This is a genomic window from Deinococcus rubellus (assembly GCF_025244745.1).
Lineage (GTDB): Bacteria > Deinococcota > Deinococci > Deinococcales > Deinococcaceae > Deinococcus > Deinococcus rubellus.
Genome location: NZ_CP104213.1, coordinates 1,459,740 through 1,482,868, shown reverse-complemented (window position 1 = coordinate 1,482,868; position 23,129 = coordinate 1,459,740). Strand labels below are relative to the sequence as shown.

Here is a 23,129-nt window from a genome sequence, read left to right as displayed (position 1 = left end):
AGATGTCCAACTGTAGCAAGGAGACTGAGCTACCTCGCTGAGTAGTTACGAATCCGTTTCGTTCCCGGCGTCCTGGTCGAGATACCCCAGATCGAGCACCCGCTCCAGAAAGAGCTGAACCAGTTCGGGATCGAAGGCGCGGCCCGATTCGCGCAGCAGGAATTCTCCGGCGGCCTCAGGGGTCCAGGCGTCCTTGTATGAGCGGTCACTGGTCAGGGCGTCGAACACGTCGGCGATCATGACGATGCGCGCCGAGATGGGAATGCGCTCCTCGACCAGTCCCGCCGGATAGCCCTGACCGTCCCAGCGCTCGTGGTGGTGCAGCACCGCCTGGCGGGCTGCGTCCGGCAGGAATTCCAGTTTCTCCAGAATCTCAGCGCCCCACACCGGATGCTGCACCACCACGTCGAACTCGTCGGCACTCAGCGGGCCGCGCTTATTCAGAATGTCCTGCGGTACACGGGCCTTACCGACATCGTGCAGGGCCGCGCCCCAGCGCACTGAGCGCAGGCCCGCCGCATCGAGACCGTAGATCTCGCCCAGCCGGGTGGCATATGACGTCATCCGCATGACGTGCTGGCCCTGCACCGGGTCGAGGGTGGTGCCCAGGCAGGCAATGGTCTGCTCCAGCGCTTCCTCGGCCCGGCGCAGTTTCTCGCTGCGCTCATAAGCCTCGCGGGCGGCGGGGCCAGGTTGCTCCAGGCTGCCCGCCACCCACGTTTCACCGCGCTGCCAGACGATCCTCACCCGCCGCGACAACCCGCCGCGCCCGATGGACGCTTCCTCGCACACCCCACTCTCGGCGTAGAGGCCGCGCGGATGACTGCCCAGCGGCAGCTTGAGAAACTGGTGCAGCGGGCGGCCCAGCACATGCTCGGGCAGCAGCCCGGTGACGCCCTGCCAGTTACCGCCGATGCGCATCAGCATGCCTGCCTGGTCGAGCAAGAAGAGTGCCGAGGGCTGGCAGCGCAGCAGTTCGCTGTCGTCGGCCTCGGCTTCGGGCACATCGTCCTGCACCAGCGGACGGGCGGACGGCACGGTTTGCTCGCTGGCGTCCAGATCACCATTGAACGGAAAGCGGCGAAACGGGCCGCTCAATTCACATCACGCCCTGGCGAGGAAGAACCTGCTGCAATCGCCAGAACATTCACGCCTTCATTCTACGTTAAAGTTCGCCCAGATAAAGAAACCCAGATCAGCCTTGAGTTGCCCCTCTCCGGGGGGCCACCATCTGGGGGGGCTGGGCGGCGTAAACGAATTGACGTGCCGAGTACGCTAAGCCGCTAGCATGAGCGCCATGTTGCGGGTGCTTTTTGTGGGAGACGTGTACGGCAGGCCCGGCAGGCGGGTGCTGGCGGCCCATCTGCCGGGCCTGCGCGCCCAGGCCGATTTCATCATCGTCAACGGCGAGAACGCCGCCGGGGGCTTTGGCCTCAACCGTGAGTCGTTCGAGCTGATCGTCTCGGCGGGCGCGGACGCCGTGACGCTGGGCAACCATGCCTGGCACCACAAGGAGGTCTACGGGCTGCTGGACGGCCCCCGGCTGATCCGGCCCCTCAACCTGCCACTGGACACGCCAGGACGCGGCTGGAGCACATTCGAGGTGGGTGGCGAGCGAATCACAGTCGTCAACCTGCTGGGCCGGGTATTCATGGAGGCGGTCCAGAACCCTTTCCTGGCGATGGACGAACTGCTGACTCAGCCGGACCTGGGCAGCGTCTTCGTGGACTTTCACGCCGAGGCCACCAGCGAGAAGGCCGCCCTCGCCTGGTATCTCGACGGACGGGTGGCCGCCGTGATCGGCACCCACACCCATGTGCCCACCGCCGACAGCCGCCTGCTCCCCAGAGGCACCGCCTTCCAGACCGATGCGGGCTTCACCGGGCCGATGCACAGCATTATCGGGGCCGATCCGGCAGGCCCGGTGCAGAAATTCGTCACCGAGCGGCCCCACCGTTTCGGCGTCAAGGACGGTCCCGCCGAACTCAACGGCGTGTGGCTGGACATTGAGAGTGGCCTGGCGACCCGCATCGAGCGCCACCACTTTGAAGAGAGCATGTAGGCAGGACCTGTAAGAACAGCAGCGCAGCATCACACGGCCACTGACCTTTTCCTTTCGACCCTTTTCATTCAACTGTTCAGACTTTCGGGAGACCATATGGGCATTCGTGAAGACGTGAATCTGCTGGGCCGCACGCTGGGACAGGTCCTCAAGGAGCAGGAGGGCGAGGACTTCTTCAATCTGGTCGAGGAGGTGCGGGCGCTGGTGCGGCGGGCACGCGGCGGCGAAGGCTCGGCGCAGCTTCAGGCGTTGGTCGCCGGACTCGGCACCGACGACGCCGAGAATCTGCTGCGGGCCTTTACCTGGTACTTCCAACTGGTCAACCTGGCCGAGGAATATGAGCGGGTGCGGGTCCTCTCGGAAGCCAAGGGGGTGCGCCCGCAGAGCCTGGAGAAAGCCCTGAGCGACCTCAAGACGCTGGGCCTGAGCGCCGAGCAGACCGAGACGCTGATCAGCCGGGTCAGCCTGGGCCTGACCTTCACCGCCCACCCCACCGAGATGCGGCGGCGCACCGTCCGCAACCATCTGGTGGAAGTGGCCGAGGCCATTCCCGAACTGGGCAATCCCGAACTTACCGAGGAAGCCACCTTGCGCGTGGCGGCGCACATCGAGGCGATGTGGTCCACGCCCGAACTGCGCCGCCTCAAGCCCACGGTGCAAGATGAGGTCAAGGGTGGGCTGAGCTACCTGCCAGTGATCGCCCAGGCGCTGCCCCGGCTTCAGCGCGATCTGGAACGGGCCTTCGTGCATATCTACGGCAGACACAGTGACGCCCGGCTGCCGCTGAGTTTCAGCTCCTGGATGGGTGGGGACCGCGACGGCAATCCCTTCGTGACGCCGGAAGCGACCCGCGAAACCCTGGAACTGCACCGCGAACGTGCCCGCGAGCTGCTGCTAGAGCACATCCGCCAGGCATACGCCGATCTCAGTCAGGAGGGCGGCGGCGAGGAACCCTACCGCCAGACCCTGCGCGACCTGCACAATGCCGTGCGTGACGGCCAGCCGGTGGCGCTGCTGCCCACCCTGGAAGCGCTCGACGCCCGGCTGCGCCAGGACGGCCAGGCCCGCAGCGCCGATCAGCTCCTGACCCCGCTGCTGACGGTCGCCCGCACCTTCGGGCAGCATCTGGTGAGCCTGGATCTGCGCGAGCACAGCCAGCTCACCGGCGCGGCGGTGGCCGAGTTGCTCCGGAGCGCGGGTGTCTCGGAAAACTACGACGACCTACCTGAACACGCCAAGCTCGATGTGCTGAGCGCCGAACTCCGCTCACGCCGCCCGCTGTGGCCTGCCGGAATGCCCTTCACTGCCGAGCTGGAGCGCACCATCGGCCCCATCCGCGAGGTGCAGCGGGCCGTCGAGAAGGTCGGGCCACGCGCCTTTGGCCGCTACATCATCAGCATGAGCGAGTCGGTCAGCGACATCCTGGAGCCGCTGCTGCTGGCCCGCGAGGTGGGGTTCCGGATTCTGCCGGTGCCGCTGTTCGAGACGCTGGGCGACCTGCAGCGCGCCCCGAGCGTGATGTGGGAACTGCTCTCGCTGCCGGAATACCGCGCGGTACTGGGCAGCGACGTGCAGGAGATCATGCTGGGCTATTCGGATTCCAACAAGGATGCGGGCTTTCTGGCCGCCAACTGGGCCCTGCACGAGGCGCAGCGCCAGATCAGCGCGGTGTGCCAGCGCTCGAACGTGCCGTGGCGGTTCTTTCACGGGCGCGGCACCAGCATCGGGCGCGGCGGCGGCCCGGCCTCGCGGGCCATTCTGGGGCAGCCTGCCGGAACGATTGACGCGGGACTGCGGATCACCGAGCAGGGCGAGGCGCTGGCCGACAAGTACAGCCACCCGGTGCTGGCCCACCGCAACCTGGAGCAGGCGCTCTACGGCCTCCTGCTCTCGGCGGCGCGCCCCCAGGCCGACCTGCCAACCGCCTGGACCGACGCCCTGACCGCAGCCAGCGAGGTCAGCGCCCGCACCTACCGCGCCCTGGTCGAGGACGATCACTTCCTGCCCTTCTTCGAGGCGGTGACGCCGATTCACGAAATTGCTCGCCTGAATATCGCCTCACGCCCGGTGCGGCGGCCCGGCGCGCCCACCCTGAGCAATCTGCGGGCCATTCCCTGGGTCATGAGCTGGACCCAGAACCGCTCCAATCTGCCGGGCTGGTACGGTTTGCCCGAAGCGATTGAGCAGATGGGACTGGACGTGGCCCGCGAGATGTATCGGCAGTGGCCCTTCTTCCGCAGCGTACTGGACAACGCGCAGATGGCGCTCGCCAAAAGCGACCCGCAGATTTTTGACGATTACCTGTCGCTGGGGGGTGCAGGCACCGAGCTGGCCGAGCGCCTTCAGCATGCCTACGAGGGGGCGGTGCGGCTGGTCGAGGCGGTCATCGGCGGCGAGCTACTGGCGGGCGAGCCGCGCCTCAAGCAGAGCATCGCCCTGCGCAACCCCTATATCGACCCGATCCACCGCATTCAGGTGGAATTGCTGCGCCGCTCGCGCGCCGAGGAAAACGGCCTGGACACCTACGAGCGCCCACTGCTGCTGAGCGTGCAGGGGATTGCAGCAGGAGTGCGGAACACGGGGTAACGTCGATCAAACACGCTACATTTGAAATATGGACTCCGACTGAGATGGGGCCAACCTAAAGTACATCGCCCGGCACGTTGTGGAAGCCGAAGAGCCACTGACAGACGAGGGCCGGGTGAGAATCCCCAGCACTCCAAAACGGGCAGGCGAAGTCCGACTGGCTTGCACAAGCAGGGCGGAAAACGAATGATCTACGCGGTAGTGGCATGCATGGCGCTCTGGGGCCTAGAACCGAATGTCCCAGCAAGCGTAGTGAGTGGTAAGCAGTTTAAAATCTCCATCATGAATAGGCCGTTTTCAGTTGTCGACTATATTTTCTTCCGTTTAAGTACTATGGCTTTCACACAAGATGGAGACTGAAGTCTCCAGACTGCGCCGACCAGCACTTCTGAAGCCATCGTCAATGCTCCAACTAGCGACACAACTGGAACGCTCTATATTTAGGCCCGAACTTTTGCTGATACGCGTTTTGTATAGATAAACGAGAACCAAGTATCGTTCAACTACTGTTCTCCCAGTGTAGATTTTGGAAAAACGCTCGAGTCAACCGCTTTAAATTTGCCTATCGGTGATATCACTGTCGGCATTACTTGCTAGATCTGCCAAATTGCAACATAGAGTTTAATTCACAATTTAGAGCAGAATAACTCATCTGGATTGTACTGCTCTAAGTTGTTCTACAAACCCAATATTCTTAGCCCTCCAGCACCCTCTCCAACCGCCCCAGCACCCGCTTCTTCCCCATCGCTTCCAGCATCTCGAACATGCCGGGGCTTTCGCTGGTGCCCGCAATCGCGGCCCGCAGCGGCTGCATCACCTTGCCGGGTTTGACACCCTCGGCCTCGGCCAGCTGGCGCAGGGCGGCCTCGGTGGTGTCATGGGCGAAGTCGGGCAGGGCAGCCAGCGCGTCTCGCACCCTGGGCAGCAACTCGCGCCCGTCCGCGATCAGCTTGACGGCCTTGTCGTTGATGCTGTAGTCCTCGGTGAAGAAGTAAGTGGTCTTCTCCCAGAACTCGGCCAGCGTCTCGAAGCGCGGCAGCATCATGGCAACGACAGCGCGGAAGTAAGTGTCTTTGGCAATGCCCTCGGCGTAACCCTGCTCGGCCCCGAAAGCGTGAACACGGTTCACCACATCGTCCAGGGTCAGCACCTCGCGGATGTACTTGCCGTTGAGCCACCTGAGTTTTTCCACGTCGAAGGTGGACCCGCCCAAACTGACCCGTTCCCAGGTGAAGTGCTCCACCATCTCGGCAGGCGAGAAGACTTCCTGCGCCGCGCCATCGTCGCCGCTGGGCATGCTCCAGCCCATCATGCCGAGGTAATTGAGGAGGGCTTCGGGCAAAATGCCCATCTTGCGGAAATCTTCGACGCTGGGATCGCCCCGGCGCTTGCTGTACTTCTTGCCGCCCTTCGACAGCAACCAGGGCGTGTGAATCCACTCCGGCTCGCTCCAGCTCAGCCCCTGCAAGATCAGCTGGTGAATGGGGGTGCTGGTCAGCCACTCCTCGGCGCGGATGACGTGGGTCACGTTCATCAGGTGGTCGTCCACCATCGCCGCCAGGTGGTAGGTCGGGAAGCCGTCACGCTTGAGCAGCACCTTGTCGTCGAGTTCAGCATTATTGAACACCACGTCGCCGCGCAGCCGGTCACGCACCACCGTCTGCCCTTCGAGGGGCGCGGCCAGCCGGATCACGAACGCCTCACCCTCCTCGGCCCGCCGGTCGGATTCCTCACGGCTCAGCGTCCGGTCCCGGCGGTCATAGCCTAAGTAGCTGTCCTTGCGGGCCTCGGCAGCCTTGCGGCGCTCGTCCAACTCTTCCGGCGTGTCGAAGGCCCGGTACGCCGCGCCACTTTCTAGCAGTTGCACGGCGTACTGGCGGTGCAAATCGGCACGCTGCGACTGGGTGTAGGGACCGAACTCGTCTTCCTGGCGCGGGCTGGCGTCCGGCTTGAGGCCGTCCCAGACCGTGCCGAGCCAGTCGAGCATGTCCAGAATGCGGCCCTCGCTGGCGGCGTCGTAACGGTTGCGGTCAGTGTCTTCGAGGCGCACGATGAACTTGCCGCCGTGCTGGCGGGCAAACACCGAGTTAAAGAGGGCCTGATAGGCGGTGCCGACGTGCGGGTCGCCGGTGGGGCTGGGGGCGATGCGGGTCACAACTTGAGGCGCAGACATAAGCCGCAGGATACCGCCTGCACGAACGTGTAAGACCTTCGTCCGGGGGCCGTGCGCTACCCTGAGAGCATGAGCGAGCACACATCAGAACGCGAGCGCCTCACCGACGGCGACGTGCAGGAACGCAAACCCCAGGGCTGGTGGGGCGACGACGGCAAGCTGTTTCGGCTCTTTGAATTTGACAGCTACCGGCAGGGCCTGGACTTCGTGGTGCGGGTGGCCGAACTCGCCGAGGCCCAGAACCATCATCCCGACATCACCCTGAAGTACAAAAAAGTGCATGTCGAGTACGTGACCCACGAGACCAACAGCATCGTCGGCGGCGTCACCGAACTCGATCTGCGGGGGGCAGAGGCTGTCAACAGCATTTTTGAGCTGCCCGGAGAAGCGCTGTCGGGCGAGGGATGAGCCTGCCGGTTGCCGCCCCCGAACCGGGCCTGGCTGAGATCGCTGCCCGTACCCACACCCTGCACGTCTGGGTACAGCCCGAGGACATCGACGAACTGGGGCACGTCAACAACGTGGTGTACCTGGCGTGGTGCGAACTGGTGGCCCGCGCCCATTCGGACCGGGTAGGCATGACCTTGCCGCGCCTCTTCGAACTCGGCATGGTGGCGGTGGCGCGGCGGCACGACATCACTTACCACATCCCGGCACTGCTGGGCGACGAGGTGGAGGTCTGCACCAACCTGATTTCCAGCCAGGGCATCCGGGCGCGGCGCGAATACACCCTGACCCGCGTGTCTGATAACAAACGCCTGGCCGAGTGCGTCACCGACTGGGTCTGGGTCGATCCGGTATCGGGCCGCCCCAAGCGCCCTGATCCGGAAATCGTGGCCGCCTTCGGCTTCTGACGACTTAGCCTGGCCTCTTCAGGGCACTGGCTTACTCAGGGTACTGGGTTGGACACGTCCGCGCTCCGGTGAGCGCCGCTGTCGAGCAGTTCGCGCAGCACCCGCACCGTCTGACACAGTTCGTCCTCGGTGGTGTAGAGGGCAATCGGCGCGAGGCGCAGCACATCGGGCGAGCGGTAATCGGGAATGATGCCGCGTGTCCGCAGCGCCGCCGAGAGGGCGCGGGCCTCGGGGTGCAGTAGCGACACGTGGCCGCCGCGCCGGGCATGATCGCGTGGCGTGATGACCCGCATCTCCAGCAGGTGCTGGTCGGCCAGCTCGATCAGCAGATCGGTCAGGGCCAGACTGCGTGCCCGCAGCGCCGCCAGATCAAGGTGCTCGAAGACTTCCAGCGCCCCGTCGAGTGCCGCCAGCGCCAGCACAGGCGGGGTGCCCTGCTGGTAGGCCGCCGCGCCGGGAGCCGGGCGAAACTGGGCCGTCATCTCGAACTGACTGCCCTTGTCGTTGCCCCACCAGCCACTGAGCGCGGGGGCAAGATGGTGATGACGCTGATGCACAAACAGCCCGCCCGGCGCGCCGGGGCCAGCGTTGAGGTACTTGTAGCTGCACCACACTGCGAAGTCGGCCCCTGCACCATGGAAGTCATGCGGCATGGCCCCGATGCTGTGGGCGGCGTCCCAGCCGATCAGCGCGCCCGCCTGGTGGGCCAGCTGGGTCAGCCCGGCCACGTCGAGCAGTTGCCCGCTGCGGTAGAGCACGGTGGGCAGCAGCACCACGGCGATGTCCGGCCCCAGCGCAGCGCGCACGTCGTCCTCGTGGATGGTCTGGCCGTCGCGGCTGGGCACGACTTTCAGCTCCGCACCGTAGAGCCTGGCCCAGCTCTGCATCGCGTAGAGGTCGGTGGGAAAATCGAGCGCGGTGGCCAGCAGGTGTTTGCGCTCGCCCTGGGGCCGGTAGAGGGTGGCCAGCAGCGCGTGCAGGTTGGCGGTGATGCTGCCGGTGGCGATGACCTCGCGCGGCTCGGCCCCCACCAGCCGCGACAGCGCAGGCGAAAGGCTCTCGGCCAGCCCGAACCACTCGTCCCAGCCCGACACCGCCTGGGTCTGCCACTCGCCCAGGCGGCGCAACACCGCCTGATGGGCACTCAGCGGCATCAGGCCAAGGCTGTTGCCATCGAGGTAAATCCCTTCCGGCATGGCAAACAGTTCGCGGCGCGGCCAGACCAGCACGGGAGCCGCCGTCACGGCAACAACCCGGCGGGCAGCAGCACGGCGCGGGCCGGTGCGCCATCGGCCTCGGTCAGCGGCAGCGGCAGGCAGATCAGGGTGTACTCGCCCGGCTCGACGCCCGAGAGGTTCAGCCCTTCCAGAATCAGCATGCCGGTGTCCAGAAAAGCGTGGTGGGCGTCGAGGGTCTTGCTGGTCAGCGGGTCCACGCTGGGGCTGTCGGTGCCGATCAGCCGCACCCCGCGCCGCGCCGCCGCGTACACGAAGGCTGGATCGAGGGCCGTGAAGTCTTCTGGAAAGGTGAGCCAGTGGGCGGGCTGGCCGGTGTAGAGCAGCAGTCTGGGCGGCAGCGGGTCAGGCAGATGACCAAGCAGTTCAGCCGTCACGAACTCGCCGGGCGGCGTATGCACGACCAGGCACTCGCCGAGGTAGCGCTCCAGCGGCACCTGGCCGAGTTTGGGCGCGTCGTCGCCGTAGTGCCAGGGGGCGTCCACATGGGTGCCGGTGTGTGTACTGGTGTGAATGACCCCGGTGTTGACGCTGTCGCCCTGCGCCATGCGCGCCCCCGGCGTCACTGTGAAGGGCGGATCGCCGGGCCAGTTGGGGTGGAAATCAGGCAGGCTGCGGGAGATGTCGCGGAAGCCAGCAGGCAAATCAGGCATGGCCCCAGGGTACGGCAAAGCGGGCCGCACCAATGCTGGGGCAACCCGCTAAAAGGAGGCGCGCGCTACTGCCGGATGATCTGGGCGTCTTTGGGCAACTGACGCAGCCGGGCCATGCTCAGGCCGCTGTTGACTTTGTACTCGCTGACGTTCAGGTCGGCCACAGTCTTGCCAGCGCCATCAATGAGCTGAAAACGGGTGGGCCGCCAACCGTTCTCGCTGACGAACACACGGGTCTTGCCGCCCTGCACGCCGGTCCTGGGGCTGGCTTCCAACTGGTAGACCCGGTTGGGGGCCGCGCCGCTGCTGCCGAGCAGCTTCACGTCGTAGCGGGTCTTGAGGGCCGTCACCAGGTTGCTGAGCTGCGAGAGGTCGAGGCCGCCGAGGTCCTGGCCGCCTGCTGCCTTGCTGGCGTTCATCACCGTGATCTGGTTGGTCAGGTAAAGGTAATTGCGGACTTCCTTGTTGTCGAGAATGACCACGTTGTCGGCCAGCGCGTCGGGGGCATTGAACACCACGCGGGCCAGGTTGGACGCCGGGATGGTCTGGACATTCAAATCGAGCTTCTGGACGCCGCCGCCCTGATCGGCGGTGCCGGAGACCCGGAAACTGACGTCCTTGGCCGACTTCTGAGCACTGGCGAGGTTGTTGAGAATGTCGTCGGCACTCTGGGCCTGCGCCACCGAGAAAGAAGTCAGTGAAACGACGCCGAGGACGCCCAGCACGGCGAGAGAAGGAGAAATACGCATGCCCGGAGTATCGCGTCCGCTCTCATGAGAAGCCCCGAGGCTGGCTGACGACGGGTTGGCCGATCCCGCCAGGCCACCCCAGGGAGCTGCTCAGGGCTGGTTTGGCGGCTGGTTCATTGGCAATTGGGGAAGTGATTGATCGGTGGATGACGGCGCTGCTGATGGGTCGGTGGTCTCCAGCTCCGGCGGCTGGTCCGACGAACCCACTTCCGGCACCTGATCCGGCGTTCCCGCCCCTGGCGTCTGTGTTTGTGTTCCCGCTCCTGGCGTCTGCGTTGATGCTCCCGCCCCTGGCGTGAAGGTGTACCCGGCGCGGACGCCCAGGCCGCCGCTGCCGCCGCGCACACCAAGACTCAGGTGGCCGTCCACGGCCTGGCCCAGCGGCACATCGGCGTCCAGGCCGTAACGCAGGGGGAGGGCCGCGCTGCGCCACGGCTCATAAGCCAGATAAGCACTCAGGTCAATGGCCTGCTCGTCATTCAGGGCGATGAGAGCCGGAGCGTCCAGGGTCAGCGTGCCGCCGAAGCTGCGCCCCAGCAGAGCGTCCGCGCTGAGGGTGAAGGTATCGGCGCGGTAGGTGGCTCCGGCCAGTGCGCCCAGCACCCCCACGCCGCCCAGCGCCCCGAGACGGTAGCTGAAAGCTCCGGCCCGCCACTCGCCGCTCAGGGCCGCCCGGCTCTGCGCGCCCAGCTGGCCGCTGAAGGTGGCGATCAGGTTGCGCGACACCCGGTACTTGGCGTCCAGATTGGCCTGGGCCCCGAGCGGACCGACGGCGGGAGCCACCTGATTCCAGACCGAGAGCGGATCGAGGGCCGCTGCTGGCGCGCTCCAGAACTGCCCCGAGGCGCTCAGCGCCACTGGCCCCAGCGTGCCGCCTGCCGAGGCCCCCAGCCGCACGCCCGGCTGCGCGAACACCAGCGCGGCGTTCAGCTTCAGGTTCACGGTGCCGATGGTGAAGAGCGGCTGGTTGCGCTCAGCGCCCACCTCGGCGGCGCGGTTGGACACGCCCAACGAGAGCTGGTTGCCGCCCAGCAGCACGTCCGAGACGCCCGCGCGCACCGTGAAGGGTTGGGCCACCCCCGAGGCCACCGAGCCGGAAAAGTCGTAGGTCGCGGCCTGAGCTGGGCTGAAGAATGCCGGGGCGAGCAGCAACGCCTTGAGCGTAAAGCGAACGGGACGGCGTGCGCGGGAAGTCCGGAAGATCATGCCCCGCAGTGTAGCGATCAGCACCCACCATTTCAGACAATTCAGCTCCAGCCCGCTAGACTTGTGGGCATGATCCTGCCTGGCCGCTTACCGCTTCCGGTTCTCCTCACCGCCGCGCTGCTGGGCAGCTTGCTGAGCCTGAGCAGTTGCGCCCCCGCGCTGCAACGCGTCGTCAAGGTGCCCACCTTCACCGTCCAGCAGACCCGCCTGACCGGGCTGGCACTGGGGTCTCCGGCCATCGCCCGCGTGACCATCAAGCTGCGGATCGACAACCCCAACCCGGTTGCGGCGCGGCTGGCCAACATCAACGGGCACTTTTACCTCAACGGCGCGGACGTGGGGACCGTCAACCTGCCGAACATCGACGTTCCGGCGCGCGGCAGCGCCCTGCAAGATGCCCTGCTGGAACTGCCGGTCAGTTTCCAGACCACCGCCATCTGGTTGCAGGTGGCGCGGGGCCGCGAGATGCCCTACCGGGTGGACGGCACGTTTACCGCCGACTTCGGGGCGCTGGGCCAGCCGAGTTTCGGGCCGTACACGCTGGCACAGGGCCTCTTTCAGCAGCCTGCCATCCTGCCATGACACCAGACCCAGACAATTTCGGCGCGTGGGCCTACCAGCCGCAGCAGCCTATTCCCGGCGCGGCAGGCGGTCCCCTGTCGGGCCTGCTGTTCAATGTCAAGGACCTCTACGGCGTGGACGGCTGGCCGCTGACGGCCTCCACCCAGGCCCAGTTGCCGCCCGTGGTGCCCAGCCCGCTGGTGACGCGTCTGCTCGACCTCGGCGCGACCCTGATGGGCAAGACCCACCTCCACGAGATCGCCCTGGGCATCACCGGGGCCAACCCCGTCGCGGCGGGCCGCAATCCGCTCGACCCGGCGCGGGTGCCAGGCGGGTCGAGCAGCGGCGCGGCCATCACAGTGGCGCTGGGCGAGGTGGATTTCGCGCTGGGCACCGATACCGGCGGCAGCATCCGGGTTCCGGCGGCCTGGTGCGGGGTGGTGGGATTCAAGCCGACCAAGGACCACCCCACCTGGCCGACGACCGGCATCTTGCCGCTGAGCCAGACCTGCGACCACGCCGGACCGCTGACCCGTGACGTGGCGACGGCAGCCCGCCTGCACGCTGCACTCAGTGGCAAAAAGCTGGAAGCGACAAGCTGGGACGGCTTGCGGGTGGGCCTGTGGCGGCCCGAGGAGTGGCTGCAAGCCGAGGCATTGGGCGCGCTGGACGAGGTGGGTGCCAAGGTGGAGGCGCTGGGCGCGTCGGTCAAGGAATTCCGGCTGCCCGACATGCTCGACGCCTACAGTCCCATCGTGCAGAGCGAGGCGGCGGCCATTCACGCGGCGGCGCTGGACGACTCGCCTACCGGCTTCAGCCAGGGCACCGAGGCCCTGCTGCGGCTGGGCGCGGCGCGGCCCCATGAGGAGGTACTGGCGGCCAGGGCCAAACGCGACGGCTACCGCGCCCGCTTAGAGGACCTGTTCACCCAGTTTGACGTGCTGCTGGCCCCCGCCGTGCCGGGCGTCGCGCCGCTGACCGGGCAGGAGGAGTTGGCCCTGCCGGAAGGCCAACCGCATTCAGCCCTGACGCCGCTGCGGGTGGCGGTGCTGCGCCTCAGCGTGCCGTTCAGTTTGCTGGGCGTGCCGGTGGTCAGTCTCCCCCGCCCCGCCGGAGCGCTCAGTGTGGGCGTACAGCTGGTGGGAGCCTGGAATACCGACGCCGAGCTGCTGGGGCTGGCACTGAGCCTGGAATCTGCGCTGGGTTGACCAGAACTCCGCCGTCAGACAGCCTTCATGCTCGCCGCTTACCTTGAGCAGATGAAACAGCGCACGAAACACGCTTTCCCCCTGCTCGCGGCCCGACTCGCCCTGGTTCCCGCCCTCGCGCTCGGCGCAGCCAGCCTCGCTCCGGCCCACGCCGCCGCGCTGTGGATAGGTGCGGACCTGCGGACCAACGGCCTGGACGCCCACGCAGGCAGCGCGCTCTTACCGGTGCCGTTCATCGGTACGGTGGGTGTCGAGGCGGGCGCGACCACCAGCAGCAGCGCGGGCGGGCTGAGCGAGGTGCGGGTGGGCGGCACCCTGCGCGATTTGAATCTGCCGTTCACCAAGACTGACGCCTTCCTCAGCGCAGGGCTGGCCTACCACACCGCTGGCAGCCAGTCTTCCGGCGTGGGCGTGTACCTGGAAGGCGGCGCGCGCGGGCCACTGGCCGGGCCGCTCGGCTGGCGCGTGAGTGTCAAGACCGATACCAAGTCGGGCATCAGCGCCGGAGCCGGGCTGGAGTTCCGCTTCTGAACCCACCGTTCTGAATTCGCCCGTCGGGCACGCCTCTCACACCCTTCAGGCTGCCTGAGCGCTAGGTTGACGCATGCGCTCCTGCGGCCTTGTCCTGACGTTGCTGCTCACCACCGCCGCCCACGCCGCCCCCAGCGCCCTGGAGATCGTGGTGGCCTACCCGCCCGCGAACTACAGCGTTCCCTACGACCACGTCATCTTTGAGGGCCACGTGACGCCCGGCGCGAACCTGAGCCTCAACGGACAGGCACTCAACGTCGGCGCGGACGGCCTGTTTATGGAGTGGCTGCCGCTCAAGATGGGTAAGAATGCGCTGAAACTGCTCAGCAGCCTGGGGAGCCAGCGCCGCACCGTGACGTTCAATGTGAATTTCAATCCACCGCGCGCCCTGCCCGCCAAGCCCACCGCCATCAAGGCCGGGACGCTGACGCCGGACCGGGCGCTGAGCCTGTATACCCGCGTGCCCGCAGAGGGCCGCACCTTCACGGTGGGCTTTCAGGGATCGCCGGGCGGACGGGCCAGCGTCAGCATTCCGGGGCTGGGCCGCTTCGCCCTGACCGAGCAGCCTGCCAGCACCCGCCCGCCTCTGGCCGCCGGGTGGTACAGCGCGGCCCTGACCTTGCCGGAGAACCTGCCGCTGGGCAGAGCCGACGTCAAGGTCAGCCTGACCGGCAGAGACGGCAATACGGTCGTCGCCACCGCACCGGGCACGCTCAACTCCACACCGACGGGCGCGGCGCGGGTGGCCGAGGTCACGGCAGCGGACGTGGGTGAGGGCGTGAATCCCAGCACCAGCGCCCTGACCACTGGGCCGGGCACCACCGACCTGCTGTTTCCCAAACAGGGGCAGCGCTTGGCCGTGCTGGGCGACCTGGGCGACGCTTACCTGGTGCGCGGACCCGGCGGCCTGGCCACCGCCCTCAAATCGGTGCTGAAGCTGCTGCCAGCAGGCACACCGCCGCCCACTGCCGGAGCAGGAGTGCCGCAACTGCTCAGCTTGCCTGGCGAGTGGCAGGTGCGGCTGCCGATCAGCCAGCGCACCGTCTTCAGCCTCGACGAAAGCCAGGTGGGCGACTCTGCGGGCCTGAGCTGGACACTTGCCGACGCGGTGGTTCCAGCGGGCCACACCCCCAGCGACCCCCACACACCGGCCCTGAGCTGGCAGCCGGACGGGTCCAGCCTGCGTCTGACGGTACAGCTTCCGCAAACCCAGAACTGGGGCTACCACGTCACGGCAGAGCCGGGCGCGTGGGTGCTGCACATCCGCCAAGCGCCCATACTCGACCCGCTTCAACCGCTGAAGAACCGCTTGATTCTGCTCGATCCCGGTCACGGCGGCTCAGAGCTCGGCGGGGCGGGCAGTCTGGGCGAGCCGGAAAAGAACATCACGCTGCCGATTGCCCGGCGGGTGGCGGAACTGCTGCGCGCCCAGGGAGCCGACGCCCGCCTGACCCGTGACCGCGACGTGCGGGTGCCGCTGTATGACCGCCCGCTGATGGCCGAGCAACTCCGCGCCGATCTACTGATCAGCATTCACGCCAATGCCCTTCCGGACGGTGCGGACCCGAGGCAGCGGCGCGGCCTGGAGGTCTACACCTTTCACCCGATGACCTGGGGGCTGGCCAGGGCGCTCATCAAGAGCATCGCCGCGGCGACGAACCTGCCCACCCAGAGCGCGCCGCCGCTCACGCTACCGGGCCTGCGGGTCAGCAACCTGGCACTGACCCGGCCCACCTCGCAGCGCAGCTTGCTGATCGAGACCGCTTACCTGACCCAGCCGGGCGACCTGCGGCTGCTGATGGATCCGGTGGGCCGCGAAGCCATCGCCCAGGGCATCGCGCAGGGCATCGCCGACGATTACGCTGCGCAGGCCAGGCTCGCCGCGCCGCTCGTCCCGCCAGCCCCACCGCTCCCCGAACTCACGCCGCTGCCGCGCCCGCCGCAGCCCGACGCGCCGCTGGTACCGACGCCCGCGCCTGCCGGACCCACTGTGCCCACAGGCCCGCCACTCGGCCCACCAACTGACCCCGGCGGCCAACCGTAAACGGCAAATCAGCCGCAGATCACACCAGTCACTTAAACTGGGCAGATGAACAAAGTGCTGCCCCTGCTCTTCCTGGGCGTTCTGATGCTGCCCGCCGCGCTGGCACAAACGAATCTGCCAGAGATTCCGCCAGTCAATCAGCCGCTCCCCATTCCGGCCCAGCCCGCGCCACTGCCCCCCATTCCGGCCCAGCCCGCGCCACTACCCCCCATTCCGACGCAGCCCAGCCCGCCGCCCACCCTGATTCTGCCCGCTCCAGTGATACTCGACAAAGTGGGAGCGACCCTCAGCGCGCCGCGCACTGTCAGCGGCGAGTTCACACTGAGCCTGAGCCTCAAGAACGACCAGGCAGCGGCCCTGGACTTCAGTGCCGGGCGCGACAGCGAGCAGAACTGCGCGGCGGCCCCCAGTCTGCGGGTGCTGCAAGTCGGCACACGAGCGGTGATCTATCCCACCGGCGAAAAGCGCATCTGCACCCAGGAGCAGCAGATTCAGACGGCCCCGGCAGGCGGCAGCGCCACGTTTACCCGCACGCTGACCTTGCCCGCAGGCGAGTACATGGTCGAGGGCTGGTTTCAGGGCTTTGCCGGGAAGGCCGGGCAGCAGGTCAAGGTGAGTGCCCAGCCGGTGCGAATCAGCGTGAAGTGAGGGCATGGTATGCGGTCTGCGGCACGGACCGTATGACCGCCCCTGGCCCGGCCCCCGATTTAGACTTTCAGCCTGCCACCGTCCGCTTTTCCCTGCGCGCCGCCGTGATCGTCATTCACGGCGGCTTGGTGCTGGTGTGCCGCGAACCGGGCCTGGACATGTGTCACCTCCCCGGCGGACGGCATCCAGGCAGGCGAGGACAGCCTCGCGGCGGCACGGCGCGAACTGCTGGAGGAAACCGGGCGAGACGTGGGACCGCTACAGCTGGCGCTGATCTCCAAGGATTTCTTCGAGCCGGCCAGCGGACCACATCAGGGCGTCGCATTTTACTACGTTGCCGGGGCCGCGCCCGACTTGCCTGCCGAAGCCTTTGCCAACCTCAGCGCCGGGGGGTACTGGTTCGAGTGGATCAATCTGGACAGGCTGGCCGAGACGCAACTGGTGCCACCGATGGTGCGAGATTTCGTGCCGAACCTACCAGGCCCAAATCGACCTGGAGACGGTGTGCAGCATCTGGTGTCTCGGCGCTGACGGCCCATACGGGTTCCGTCTGTTTCGTTAACAGACTGGGAAAGCGCCAGTTTGCCAACTCCACGCCCGGAACCCGTTCTTCTCATTCTCGATACGCTCGGATATTCATCGTTTTTGCAAACGATTCAATCGGAATCCGTATCAGTTGGCAGTTCAGTTGATTGAGACCAGAGGAAGGCGGTCTGTTGGTACGCTCGGGCCGCCCAACCACTCACCTTGAGTTCGGGCCAGGCTCCCCGGCCCGCTGAATGCCGAGCAAGACCCCGAAGCGCGGCAGCACCCAGCGGTCCAGGCCCCACCAGCCCGCCACCCGCCAGCCCAGCACCAGCCAGGTGGCCAGAATGAACAGCAGCGGATTGACCGAGACGGTTCCGGCCAGCAGGTAGCTGGCATTCATCAGGCCGCCGAAGAAAGCTGCCAGGCCGGTAAACAGCCCCAGAATCAGCGCCAGGCCCACCAGGATTTCACCGTAAGCCACCAGGTACGAGAAGGTGGCGGCGTTGGGAAGGGCCACACGCTCAAGGAAGGTGGCGTACCAGCCGCTGACATCGGGGTGATCGCCTGAGGCTTTGTGCAGCGCGCCCTGCAAAAAGCCGCTGACAGCGGTTCCGGCTTTGGCCCCCACCCAGACGCCCGCCGGGTTGGTCAGTTTTTCCCAGCCTGCCAGCAGCCATTCGTAGCCGACGTAGAGGCGCAGCAGCGTCCACAGCGGCGCGAGGCGTGGGTCCGCGAATAAAAAGCGTGAGATGGCCGGTTCATGCAGAGCGGGCGGCGCAGCGGAACGAACGTTGACCTGGGTCATATGTGGTCTCCTATGGGGGGTTTAATCGAGCGCACCAGCAGCACTGGCACCTCCACGCGCCGTAAAAGTGCCTCGGCCACGCTGCCGAGCAGCATTTTGGCCATCCCGCTGCGGCCATGCGTGCCCATTACGACCACGTCCACGCCGCGCCGCTGCACCTCGTCGGCGATGACCTTGGCAACCTGACTGCCGCCCGCTTCCACACTCACGGTCTGGAGGTTGGGCACGTCCAGCAGGCGGCCAGCTTCAGTCAAGACGCGCCCGGCTTCAAGGCGAATCAGTTCGCGTTCCTCGGCCACGTCCAGCGAGTAGAGTGCGCCGTCCGCGTAAGAGATCGGCGGCGGCGGCGCGACGTAGAGCAGTGTCAGGTCGCTCTGATACTGGCGGGCAAGGTCGGCGGCGTAAGGCAGGGCCTGGTGACTGGTTGGGCTGCCGTCGGTGGTGACGAGAATGTGAGCAAACATGACGCCTCCTGTCTTTCTGTACGGTTGATCTACAAGGGCAGCCTGTGCCCAGCGCGTTACCGCAGCATTACGGCCTGCCCAGCGCCGTAACGCCCCAGTAATTCACCAGGGCCAGGATCAGGGACGTTCAAAGGAGACACTATGTTGGTCAAAGACGCCATGCATATCGGAGCGCTGTTCATCACACTGTCAGACCCACTGAGCGCTGCCGCCGCCAGAATGCAGGCGCAGCAGATCAAACGCTTGCCGGTGTTTGAGGGCGCGCGACTCGTCGGCCTGCTGACCGAGCGTGACATCAAACGCCACCTGCCCGCCCTGCACGAAAACCTGACGCCGTGGGAGTTTATCTGCCGCGTCGGCCAGCTCAATGTCAGCGACGTGATGGCCCAGCCGGTCCTGACCACCATCCCCGAAGAAACGCTCACCGACGCCGTGCGCCGGATGCTGGACCACCGGGTGGGCGGTCTGCCGGTGCTGGAAAATGGCCAGCTCAGCGGGATGCTCACCCTCACCGATGTCCTCAGGGCCGAGGTCAAGCAGGCCCGGCTCAAGTGGGGATCGGTGCGCCAGCACATGACCGTCAACACTATCAGCGTCAGGGCCGAGTCGCCTGCCCGCGAGGCCAGCGCCAAACTCAACATCACCGGACTGCGGGTATTGCCGGTGCTGGACGGCGATGTGATGGTCGGCGTCATCCACGAACGCGATCTGCGCGAAGCGGTGGAGCATGGCAAGGTGGGACACGGCGACACCGTGCTGGCCGATCAATTTTTTCTGGAAGGCGTGACGGTGCGGGAGATGATGCGCCCGCCCAGCGAGTACGTCTTAGACACCAACCCGATGCGCGACGCCCTGAGCCGGATGCTGGAAATGGGCATTCACGGCCTGCCGGTCATCAGCGAGGGCGGGCGGCTACTCGGCGTCCTGACCATCAGCGACGTGCTGAGAACCCTGCTGGGCGAGGCCCACCCGGATCAGGCCGCCGTCTCCAGCGGGCCCAAGGAGGCCTGAATCCGCTCTAGACCTTGCTCAGATTCGCAAACTTGACGATCAGTTTTTTCGTCCCCGCCGTCCCGAAATGCACCGTGACTTCCTGCTTCTCGCCCATGCCCGATACCGCCAGCACCTGTCCCTCACCGAATTTGGGGTGCTTGACCTTCTCGCCGCCCCGGTAGGCCATCCCAGCGGTCAGCGGGCTGGTATTTTTTACCACACTGGGCGCAGGCTGCGCGCCAGGGCTGAAGTCACGCCAGGTCTTCTGCCTGTACTCAATGACCCGCCCGTAACCGTCGATGCTGTCAAAACCGCCGCCCAGTTCCTCCAAGAATCGGCTATCCTCGGCACTCTTGGTCTGGCCGTACTGCATCCGGTTTTGCGCGGCACTCAGAAAGAGCCGGTCCATCGCCCGCGTGATCCCGACGTAAAACAGCCGCCGCTCCTCCTCGATGCCGCCCGCTTCGTTCAGGCTGTTGCGGCTGGGCAGCAGGCCCTCCTCCACGCCCACGATGAACACACTGGGAAATTCCAGGCCCTTGGCGTTGTGCATGGTCATCAGCGTGACGGCGTCCTCGGGCTGGTCCTTGTTCTCGATTTTGGTCCGCATGTCGTCCACGCTCGACAGCAGGGCCGCATCGTCCAGAAATTCGGCGATGCCGCCCTCGTTGTCGCTACTCCACTCCTCGGCGGCGCTGACGAGTTCTTCCAGGTTCTCCAGGCGTACCTGGCCTTCCTGTCCTTCCTGGCGCAATAAATCCAGATACCCGCTCGACTCGATCAGGAATTTGAGGAAGCTGGCGGGCGAGTAATTGTCGGCGGCCTCGGAGAAGGCTTCCATCAACTTGGCAAATTCGACGGGCTTGCTGGCTCCCCGGTCGAGAATACTCTCGGCATTGGCGCAGGCAACCAAAAGCGACGTGCCGTTGATCTGCGCCCAGGTCAGCATCTTGTCCATGGCCGTGTCGCCGATGCCGCGCTTGGGCCGCCCGATGATGCGGCGCAGGGCCACATCGTCCACCGGATTGATGCTCAGGCGAGCATAGGCCAGGATGTCGCGGATCTCGCGCCGGTCATAAAAGCCCACCCCGCCGACGATCTTGGCCGGAATGCTGACCCGCCGCATTGACTCCTCGATCACGCGCGACTGGGCGTTGGTGCGGTAGAGCACCGCCATCTTGTTGAACGGCTGGCCCTCAGCGTGCAACCGGGTCACCCACTCGGCCACGAAATCGCCCTCGCCCCGGTGATCGTTGGCGCGGTGGAAGACCACCGGCATACCGTCTTCTTTGACAGCCAGCAGTGTTTTCTCCAGACGCTCGGTGTTGTTCTCGATCAGTTTGTTGGCGAGTCCCAGCACACGGGCACTGGAACGGTAATTGTGCTGAAGCATATAGACTCTGGAATCGGTGTAATCTTTTTGAAAATCGAGGATGTTCTGAATATCCGCGCCACGAAACTTGTAAATCGATTGATCGGGGTCGCCCACGACCAGTAGATTCCGGTCTCTTGAAGCCAGCAGCCGGGTCAGTTCATACTGCGCCTTGTTGGTATCCTGATACTCGTCCACGTGAATGAATCTGGCCCGGTCCTGCACTTTTGCCAGCACGCCCGGCACTTCCTGAAAGAGCCGCACGGTCTCGGTAATCAAATCGCCGAAGTCGATGGCATTCTGGGCTTTCTTGCGCGATTCATAGCGCCGGAACGCCTCGGCGGCAGCGTCTCGGGGCAGCCCACTGATATACGGCTCGGGCCACTTGTCCAGGTCGCCCGGCGAACGCAAATTGCTCTTGGCCTTGTCGATGATGCTTCTCAGCACGCGGGGATGGGTGTCGGGGCCGATGCCGGGAATGCTGCCCATGATTTCTTTGAGAATGTCGAGCTGATCGTCGTCGTCGTAGATGACAAAGCCGCGCTTCAGGCCGATGTACTCGCCGTAGGCCCGCAGAATCCTCACGCCCGCCGAGTGGAAGGTGCTCATCCACAGTTTGTCAGACCCAGTGATCAGGTGCGAGGCCCGCTCGCGCATCTCAGCGGCGGCCTTGTTGGTAAAGGTGACGGCCAGAATCTGACCGGGGTCGACCTGGTGGGTCTCGATCAGGTGGGCGATACGGTAGATCAGGGTGCGGGTCTTGCCGCTGCCCGCGCCCGCAATGACCAGCGCGGGGCCTTCGAAGTGCGCGGCAGCCTCGGCCTGGTTGGGGTTGAGTTCGGAGAGGAGGTCACGGCCAGTCATCCGGAGAGTCTAGCGCGGCAGGAGGGCGATTATGCTGTGGGCAGAAGGATCAGTCGGTAAAGCGCAGCAGGTAGCCGTCCGGGTCGAGCACCAGAAACTCGCGCTGGCAGTGTTCGGTGCTGCCCTCCAGATACACCGAGGTCTTCATCGGCACAAAGATCGGGTAAGCCTCAGCTTCCAGCCGCGCATACAGCGCGTCCACATCCGGCACGCTGATCTGGAAGTTGATGCCGCGCCCCAGCGGATAGTCCAGCGCTCCGGTCTGCCACGAGCCGCCAGGACGAATCTGCGAAAGCATCCACTGAATACGGCCCAGGCTCAGATAAGCAAACCCGGGGCGGGTGTAGTTGACGGTGAAGCTGAACAGCCGGGTGTAGACGTCCAGACTGCGTGCCAGGTCGCTGACGTCCAGCTCGGGCACCAGGGCGGCCCACTCGGTGATCGGCACATGAGAAGTGTTGGGTTCGGTCATGGCAGGCAGTCTACCCAGTGGGCCGGGAGATGAAGAACGTCTGCCCGCCCCCGTTGCAAATTCCCAGGGCGCTTCCCCAACACTTCGGTGGTCCTGTAGTCTGGGCCAATGCTCTCGCCCACCGCCGTCGCCATTCGCACCGCGCTGCAAAGCGTTTTGGTGGCCTTGCTGGTGCTGGGCCTCAAGTACCTGGCCTACCTGCTGACCGGCAGTGTGGCGCTCTATTCCGACGCGCTGGAGAGCATCATCAATGTGGCGGCGGCCATCGGCGCGTACCTGGCCCTGCGGGTCAGCGCCCGCCCCGCCGACGCGGGCCACCCCTACGGCCACAGCAAGGCCGAGTATTTCTCGGCGGTGGCCGAGGGCGTGCTGATTATTCTGGCGGCCCTCAGCATCATCCACGCCGCACTGCCCGACTTTCAGCATCCCCGCGAACTGAACGCGCCGCTGACGGGACTGGCGATCAGCGCTGGGGCCAGCGTCATCAATTTTCTCTGGGCGGGCGTGCTGCTGCGAACTGGCCGGGCGAGGCGCTCTCCGGCGCTGATCGCCGACGGGCGGCACGTGATGTCGGACGTGGTGACCAGCGTGGGCGTACTGGGCGGCCTCATGATCGCCAAGTACACCGGCTGGTTCATCCTCGACCCGGCGCTGGCGGTGCTGGTGGCGCTCAACATTCTCTGGAGCGGCTACAGCCTGGTGCGTGACAGCGTGGGCGGTCTGATGGACGCCGCCGTGGACCCCGGTACCGAGAAACGCATTCGGCGGGCCATCAGCACCGAGGCTGAGGGTGCTCTGGAAGCCCACGACCTGCGCACCCGCCACGCTGGGGCCGTGACCTTCGTGGAATTTCATCTGGTGGTGCCGGGCGACATGACGGTGGAGGAAGCCCACGCCATCTGTGACCGGCTGGAAAACGCCCTACAACTCGAGGTGGAAGGCGCGAGCGTTACCATTCACGTGGAGCCGCAGGAGAAGGCCAAGCACCACGGGGTGCTGGTGCTGTGAGGGGAGATTTGATCTGGCCCTTATTTTCTATACACTGATCTGACGCTCTCGGCACGACGCGGGAAGACGGTGCCCATTCACCCCGCCAGACCTGCCGAGCGGAGGAGCAACGA

At 65.9% G+C, this 23,129-nt stretch carries 21 protein-coding genes and 1 pseudogene; 12 read left to right on the top strand and 10 right to left on the bottom strand.

Annotation, left to right across the window (positions count from 1 at the left end; translation table 11 throughout):
* Positions 1 to 45 precede the first annotated feature (45 nt).
* Positions 46 to 1,098 (bottom strand): HD-GYP domain-containing protein, encoded by a 1,053-nt coding sequence (locus N0D28_RS07715; protein WP_260561782.1) that lies wholly within the window; start codon positions 1,096 to 1,098, stop codon positions 46 to 48.
* A 199-nt stretch (positions 1,099 to 1,297) separates the two neighbouring features.
* Between N0D28_RS07715 and N0D28_RS07710 the strand changes: the two genes are divergently transcribed.
* Both N0D28_RS07710 and N0D28_RS07705 read left to right on the top strand, forming a co-directional pair.
* On the top strand, positions 1,298 to 2,062 hold the full coding sequence (locus N0D28_RS07710) for a TIGR00282 family metallophosphoesterase (protein WP_260561781.1): 765 nt from the start codon (positions 1,298 to 1,300) through the stop codon (positions 2,060 to 2,062).
* 96 nt (positions 2,063 to 2,158) lie between these two features.
* Positions 2,159 to 4,648: a phosphoenolpyruvate carboxylase gene (locus N0D28_RS07705; protein WP_260561780.1), complete on the top strand. Its 2,490-nt coding sequence runs from the start codon at positions 2,159 to 2,161 to the stop codon at positions 4,646 to 4,648.
* Between the two features lie 694 nt (positions 4,649 to 5,342).
* On the opposite strand, the gene gltX is transcribed toward N0D28_RS07705, so the two are convergent.
* Complete coding sequence (gltX, locus tag N0D28_RS07700; RefSeq protein ID WP_260561779.1) at positions 5,343 to 6,821, bottom strand: glutamate--tRNA ligase; 1,479 nt, start codon at positions 6,819 to 6,821, stop codon at positions 5,343 to 5,345.
* A 69-nt stretch (positions 6,822 to 6,890) separates the two neighbouring features.
* Here gltX and N0D28_RS07695 point away from each other — a divergent pair, with 69 nt between their 5' ends.
* Both N0D28_RS07695 and N0D28_RS07690 read left to right on the top strand, forming a co-directional pair.
* Positions 6,891 to 7,229 carry a 4a-hydroxytetrahydrobiopterin dehydratase gene (locus tag N0D28_RS07695; protein ID WP_260561778.1) on the top strand — a complete coding sequence of 113 codons (339 nt, stop codon included), beginning with the start codon at positions 6,891 to 6,893 and terminating at the stop codon, positions 7,227 to 7,229.
* Positions 7,226 to 7,675 (top strand): acyl-CoA thioesterase, encoded by a 450-nt coding sequence (locus N0D28_RS07690; RefSeq protein WP_260561777.1) that lies wholly within the window; start codon positions 7,226 to 7,228, stop codon positions 7,673 to 7,675. The genes N0D28_RS07695 and N0D28_RS07690 overlap by 4 nt, the downstream gene beginning before the upstream one ends.
* A 35-nt stretch (positions 7,676 to 7,710) precedes the next feature.
* Here the strand turns inward: N0D28_RS07690 and kynU are convergent, their stop codons facing one another.
* The 4 genes from kynU to N0D28_RS07670 all read right to left on the bottom strand — a co-directional run bounded on the left by kynU (position 7,711) and on the right by N0D28_RS07670 (position 11,518).
* Complete coding sequence (kynU, locus tag N0D28_RS07685; protein WP_260561776.1) at positions 7,711 to 8,904, bottom strand: kynureninase; 1,194 nt, start codon at positions 8,902 to 8,904, stop codon at positions 7,711 to 7,713.
* Positions 8,905 to 8,915: 11 nt separating this feature from the next.
* Positions 8,916 to 9,563 (bottom strand): cyclase family protein, encoded by a 648-nt coding sequence (locus N0D28_RS07680; protein ID WP_260561775.1) that lies wholly within the window; start codon positions 9,561 to 9,563, stop codon positions 8,916 to 8,918.
* Positions 9,564 to 9,628: 65 nt separating this feature from the next.
* Positions 9,629 to 10,312: an outer membrane lipoprotein carrier protein LolA gene (locus N0D28_RS07675; protein WP_260561774.1), complete on the bottom strand. Its 684-nt coding sequence runs from the start codon at positions 10,310 to 10,312 to the stop codon at positions 9,629 to 9,631.
* 90 nt (positions 10,313 to 10,402) lie between these two features.
* Positions 10,403 to 11,518 (bottom strand): hypothetical protein, encoded by a 1,116-nt coding sequence (locus tag N0D28_RS07670; protein ID WP_260561773.1) that lies wholly within the window; start codon positions 11,516 to 11,518, stop codon positions 10,403 to 10,405.
* Positions 11,519 to 11,587: 69 nt separating this feature from the next.
* Between N0D28_RS07670 and N0D28_RS07665 the strand changes: the two genes are divergently transcribed.
* From N0D28_RS07665 to N0D28_RS07640, 6 genes and pseudogenes are all read left to right on the top strand, one after another.
* Positions 11,588 to 12,100: an LEA/WHy family protein gene (locus N0D28_RS07665; protein ID WP_260561772.1), complete on the top strand. Its 513-nt coding sequence runs from the start codon at positions 11,588 to 11,590 to the stop codon at positions 12,098 to 12,100.
* The gene (locus N0D28_RS07660) at positions 12,097 to 13,287 is read left to right on the top strand and encodes an amidase (protein ID WP_260561771.1); all 1,191 of its coding nucleotides are present in this window, start codon (positions 12,097 to 12,099) and stop codon (positions 13,285 to 13,287) included. Before N0D28_RS07665 ends, N0D28_RS07660 begins: the two co-directional genes overlap by 4 nt.
* Before the next feature lie 51 nt (positions 13,288 to 13,338).
* Positions 13,339 to 13,818, top strand: a complete 480-nt coding sequence (locus N0D28_RS07655; protein ID WP_260561770.1) for a hypothetical protein — start codon at positions 13,339 to 13,341, stop codon at positions 13,816 to 13,818.
* Between the two features lie 73 nt (positions 13,819 to 13,891).
* Complete coding sequence (locus tag N0D28_RS07650) at positions 13,892 to 15,862, top strand: N-acetylmuramoyl-L-alanine amidase family protein (RefSeq protein ID WP_260561769.1); 1,971 nt, start codon at positions 13,892 to 13,894, stop codon at positions 15,860 to 15,862.
* Positions 15,863 to 15,907: 45 nt separating this feature from the next.
* Entirely contained in the window at positions 15,908 to 16,510 is a 603-nt protein-coding gene (locus N0D28_RS07645; RefSeq protein WP_260561768.1) for a hypothetical protein, read from the top strand.
* 165 nt (positions 16,511 to 16,675) lie between these two features.
* A pseudogene (locus tag N0D28_RS07640) lies at positions 16,676 to 17,041 on the top strand (NUDIX domain-containing protein); the annotation flags it as partial.
* Positions 17,042 to 17,252: 211 nt separating this feature from the next.
* Here the strand turns inward: N0D28_RS07640 and N0D28_RS07635 are convergent.
* Positions 17,253 to 17,843 carry a DoxX family protein gene (locus N0D28_RS07635; RefSeq protein WP_260561767.1) on the bottom strand — a complete coding sequence of 197 codons (591 nt, stop codon included), beginning with the start codon at positions 17,841 to 17,843 and terminating at the stop codon, positions 17,253 to 17,255.
* Positions 17,840 to 18,307 carry a universal stress protein gene (locus tag N0D28_RS07630; RefSeq protein WP_260561766.1) on the bottom strand — a complete coding sequence of 156 codons (468 nt, stop codon included), beginning with the start codon at positions 18,305 to 18,307 and terminating at the stop codon, positions 17,840 to 17,842. The genes N0D28_RS07635 and N0D28_RS07630 overlap by 4 nt, the downstream gene beginning before the upstream one ends.
* Positions 18,308 to 18,448: 141 nt before the next feature.
* On the opposite strand from N0D28_RS07630, the gene N0D28_RS07625 reads away from it, so the two are divergent.
* On the top strand, positions 18,449 to 19,318 hold the full coding sequence (locus N0D28_RS07625; protein WP_260561765.1) for a CBS domain-containing protein: 870 nt from the start codon (positions 18,449 to 18,451) through the stop codon (positions 19,316 to 19,318).
* A gap of 7 nt (positions 19,319 to 19,325) precedes the next feature.
* Here the strand turns inward: N0D28_RS07625 and N0D28_RS07620 are convergent, their stop codons facing one another.
* Together N0D28_RS07620 and N0D28_RS07615 are read right to left on the bottom strand one after the other, a co-directional pair.
* Positions 19,326 to 21,536: an ATP-dependent helicase gene (locus N0D28_RS07620; protein ID WP_260561764.1), complete on the bottom strand. Its 2,211-nt coding sequence runs from the start codon at positions 21,534 to 21,536 to the stop codon at positions 19,326 to 19,328.
* A 49-nt stretch (positions 21,537 to 21,585) separates the two neighbouring features.
* Complete coding sequence (locus N0D28_RS07615) at positions 21,586 to 22,008, bottom strand: bleomycin resistance protein (protein ID WP_260561763.1); 423 nt, start codon at positions 22,006 to 22,008, stop codon at positions 21,586 to 21,588.
* Positions 22,009 to 22,116: 108 nt separating this feature from the next.
* On the opposite strand from N0D28_RS07615, the gene mntE reads away from it, so the two are divergent.
* Complete coding sequence (gene mntE / locus N0D28_RS07610; protein ID WP_260561762.1) at positions 22,117 to 23,016, top strand: manganese efflux transporter MntE; 900 nt, start codon at positions 22,117 to 22,119, stop codon at positions 23,014 to 23,016.
* Positions 23,017 to 23,129 lie beyond the last annotated feature (113 nt).

Coding starts and splice junctions, on each gene's coding strand:
- N0D28_RS07710 (WP_260561781.1), top strand. CDS start 1,298: ATGTTGCGGGTGCTTTTTGTGGGAGACGTGTACGGCAGGCCCGGCAGG.
- N0D28_RS07705 (WP_260561780.1), top strand. CDS start 2,159: ATGGGCATTCGTGAAGACGTGAATCTGCTGGGCCGCACGCTGGGACAG.
- gltX (WP_260561779.1), bottom strand. CDS start 6,821: ATGTCTGCGCCTCAAGTTGTGACCCGCATCGCCCCCAGCCCCACCGGC.
- N0D28_RS07695 (WP_260561778.1), top strand. CDS start 6,891: ATGAGCGAGCACACATCAGAACGCGAGCGCCTCACCGACGGCGACGTG.
- N0D28_RS07690 (WP_260561777.1), top strand. CDS start 7,226: ATGAGCCTGCCGGTTGCCGCCCCCGAACCGGGCCTGGCTGAGATCGCT.
- N0D28_RS07680 (WP_260561775.1), bottom strand. CDS start 9,563: ATGCCTGATTTGCCTGCTGGCTTCCGCGACATCTCCCGCAGCCTGCCT.
- N0D28_RS07675 (WP_260561774.1), bottom strand. CDS start 10,312: ATGCGTATTTCTCCTTCTCTCGCCGTGCTGGGCGTCCTCGGCGTCGTT.
- N0D28_RS07670 (WP_260561773.1), bottom strand. CDS start 11,518: ATGATCTTCCGGACTTCCCGCGCACGCCGTCCCGTTCGCTTTACGCTC.
- N0D28_RS07665 (WP_260561772.1), top strand. CDS start 11,588: ATGATCCTGCCTGGCCGCTTACCGCTTCCGGTTCTCCTCACCGCCGCG.
- N0D28_RS07660 (WP_260561771.1), top strand. CDS start 12,097: ATGACACCAGACCCAGACAATTTCGGCGCGTGGGCCTACCAGCCGCAG.
- N0D28_RS07655 (WP_260561770.1), top strand. CDS start 13,339: ATGAAACAGCGCACGAAACACGCTTTCCCCCTGCTCGCGGCCCGACTC.
- N0D28_RS07650 (WP_260561769.1), top strand. CDS start 13,892: ATGCGCTCCTGCGGCCTTGTCCTGACGTTGCTGCTCACCACCGCCGCC.
- N0D28_RS07645 (WP_260561768.1), top strand. CDS start 15,908: ATGAACAAAGTGCTGCCCCTGCTCTTCCTGGGCGTTCTGATGCTGCCC.
- N0D28_RS07635 (WP_260561767.1), bottom strand. CDS start 17,843: ATGACCCAGGTCAACGTTCGTTCCGCTGCGCCGCCCGCTCTGCATGAA.
- N0D28_RS07630 (WP_260561766.1), bottom strand. CDS start 18,307: ATGTTTGCTCACATTCTCGTCACCACCGACGGCAGCCCAACCAGTCAC.
- N0D28_RS07625 (WP_260561765.1), top strand. CDS start 18,449: ATGTTGGTCAAAGACGCCATGCATATCGGAGCGCTGTTCATCACACTG.
- N0D28_RS07620 (WP_260561764.1), bottom strand. CDS start 21,536: ATGACTGGCCGTGACCTCCTCTCCGAACTCAACCCCAACCAGGCCGAG.
- N0D28_RS07615 (WP_260561763.1), bottom strand. CDS start 22,008: ATGACCGAACCCAACACTTCTCATGTGCCGATCACCGAGTGGGCCGCC.
- mntE (WP_260561762.1), top strand. CDS start 22,117: ATGCTCTCGCCCACCGCCGTCGCCATTCGCACCGCGCTGCAAAGCGTT.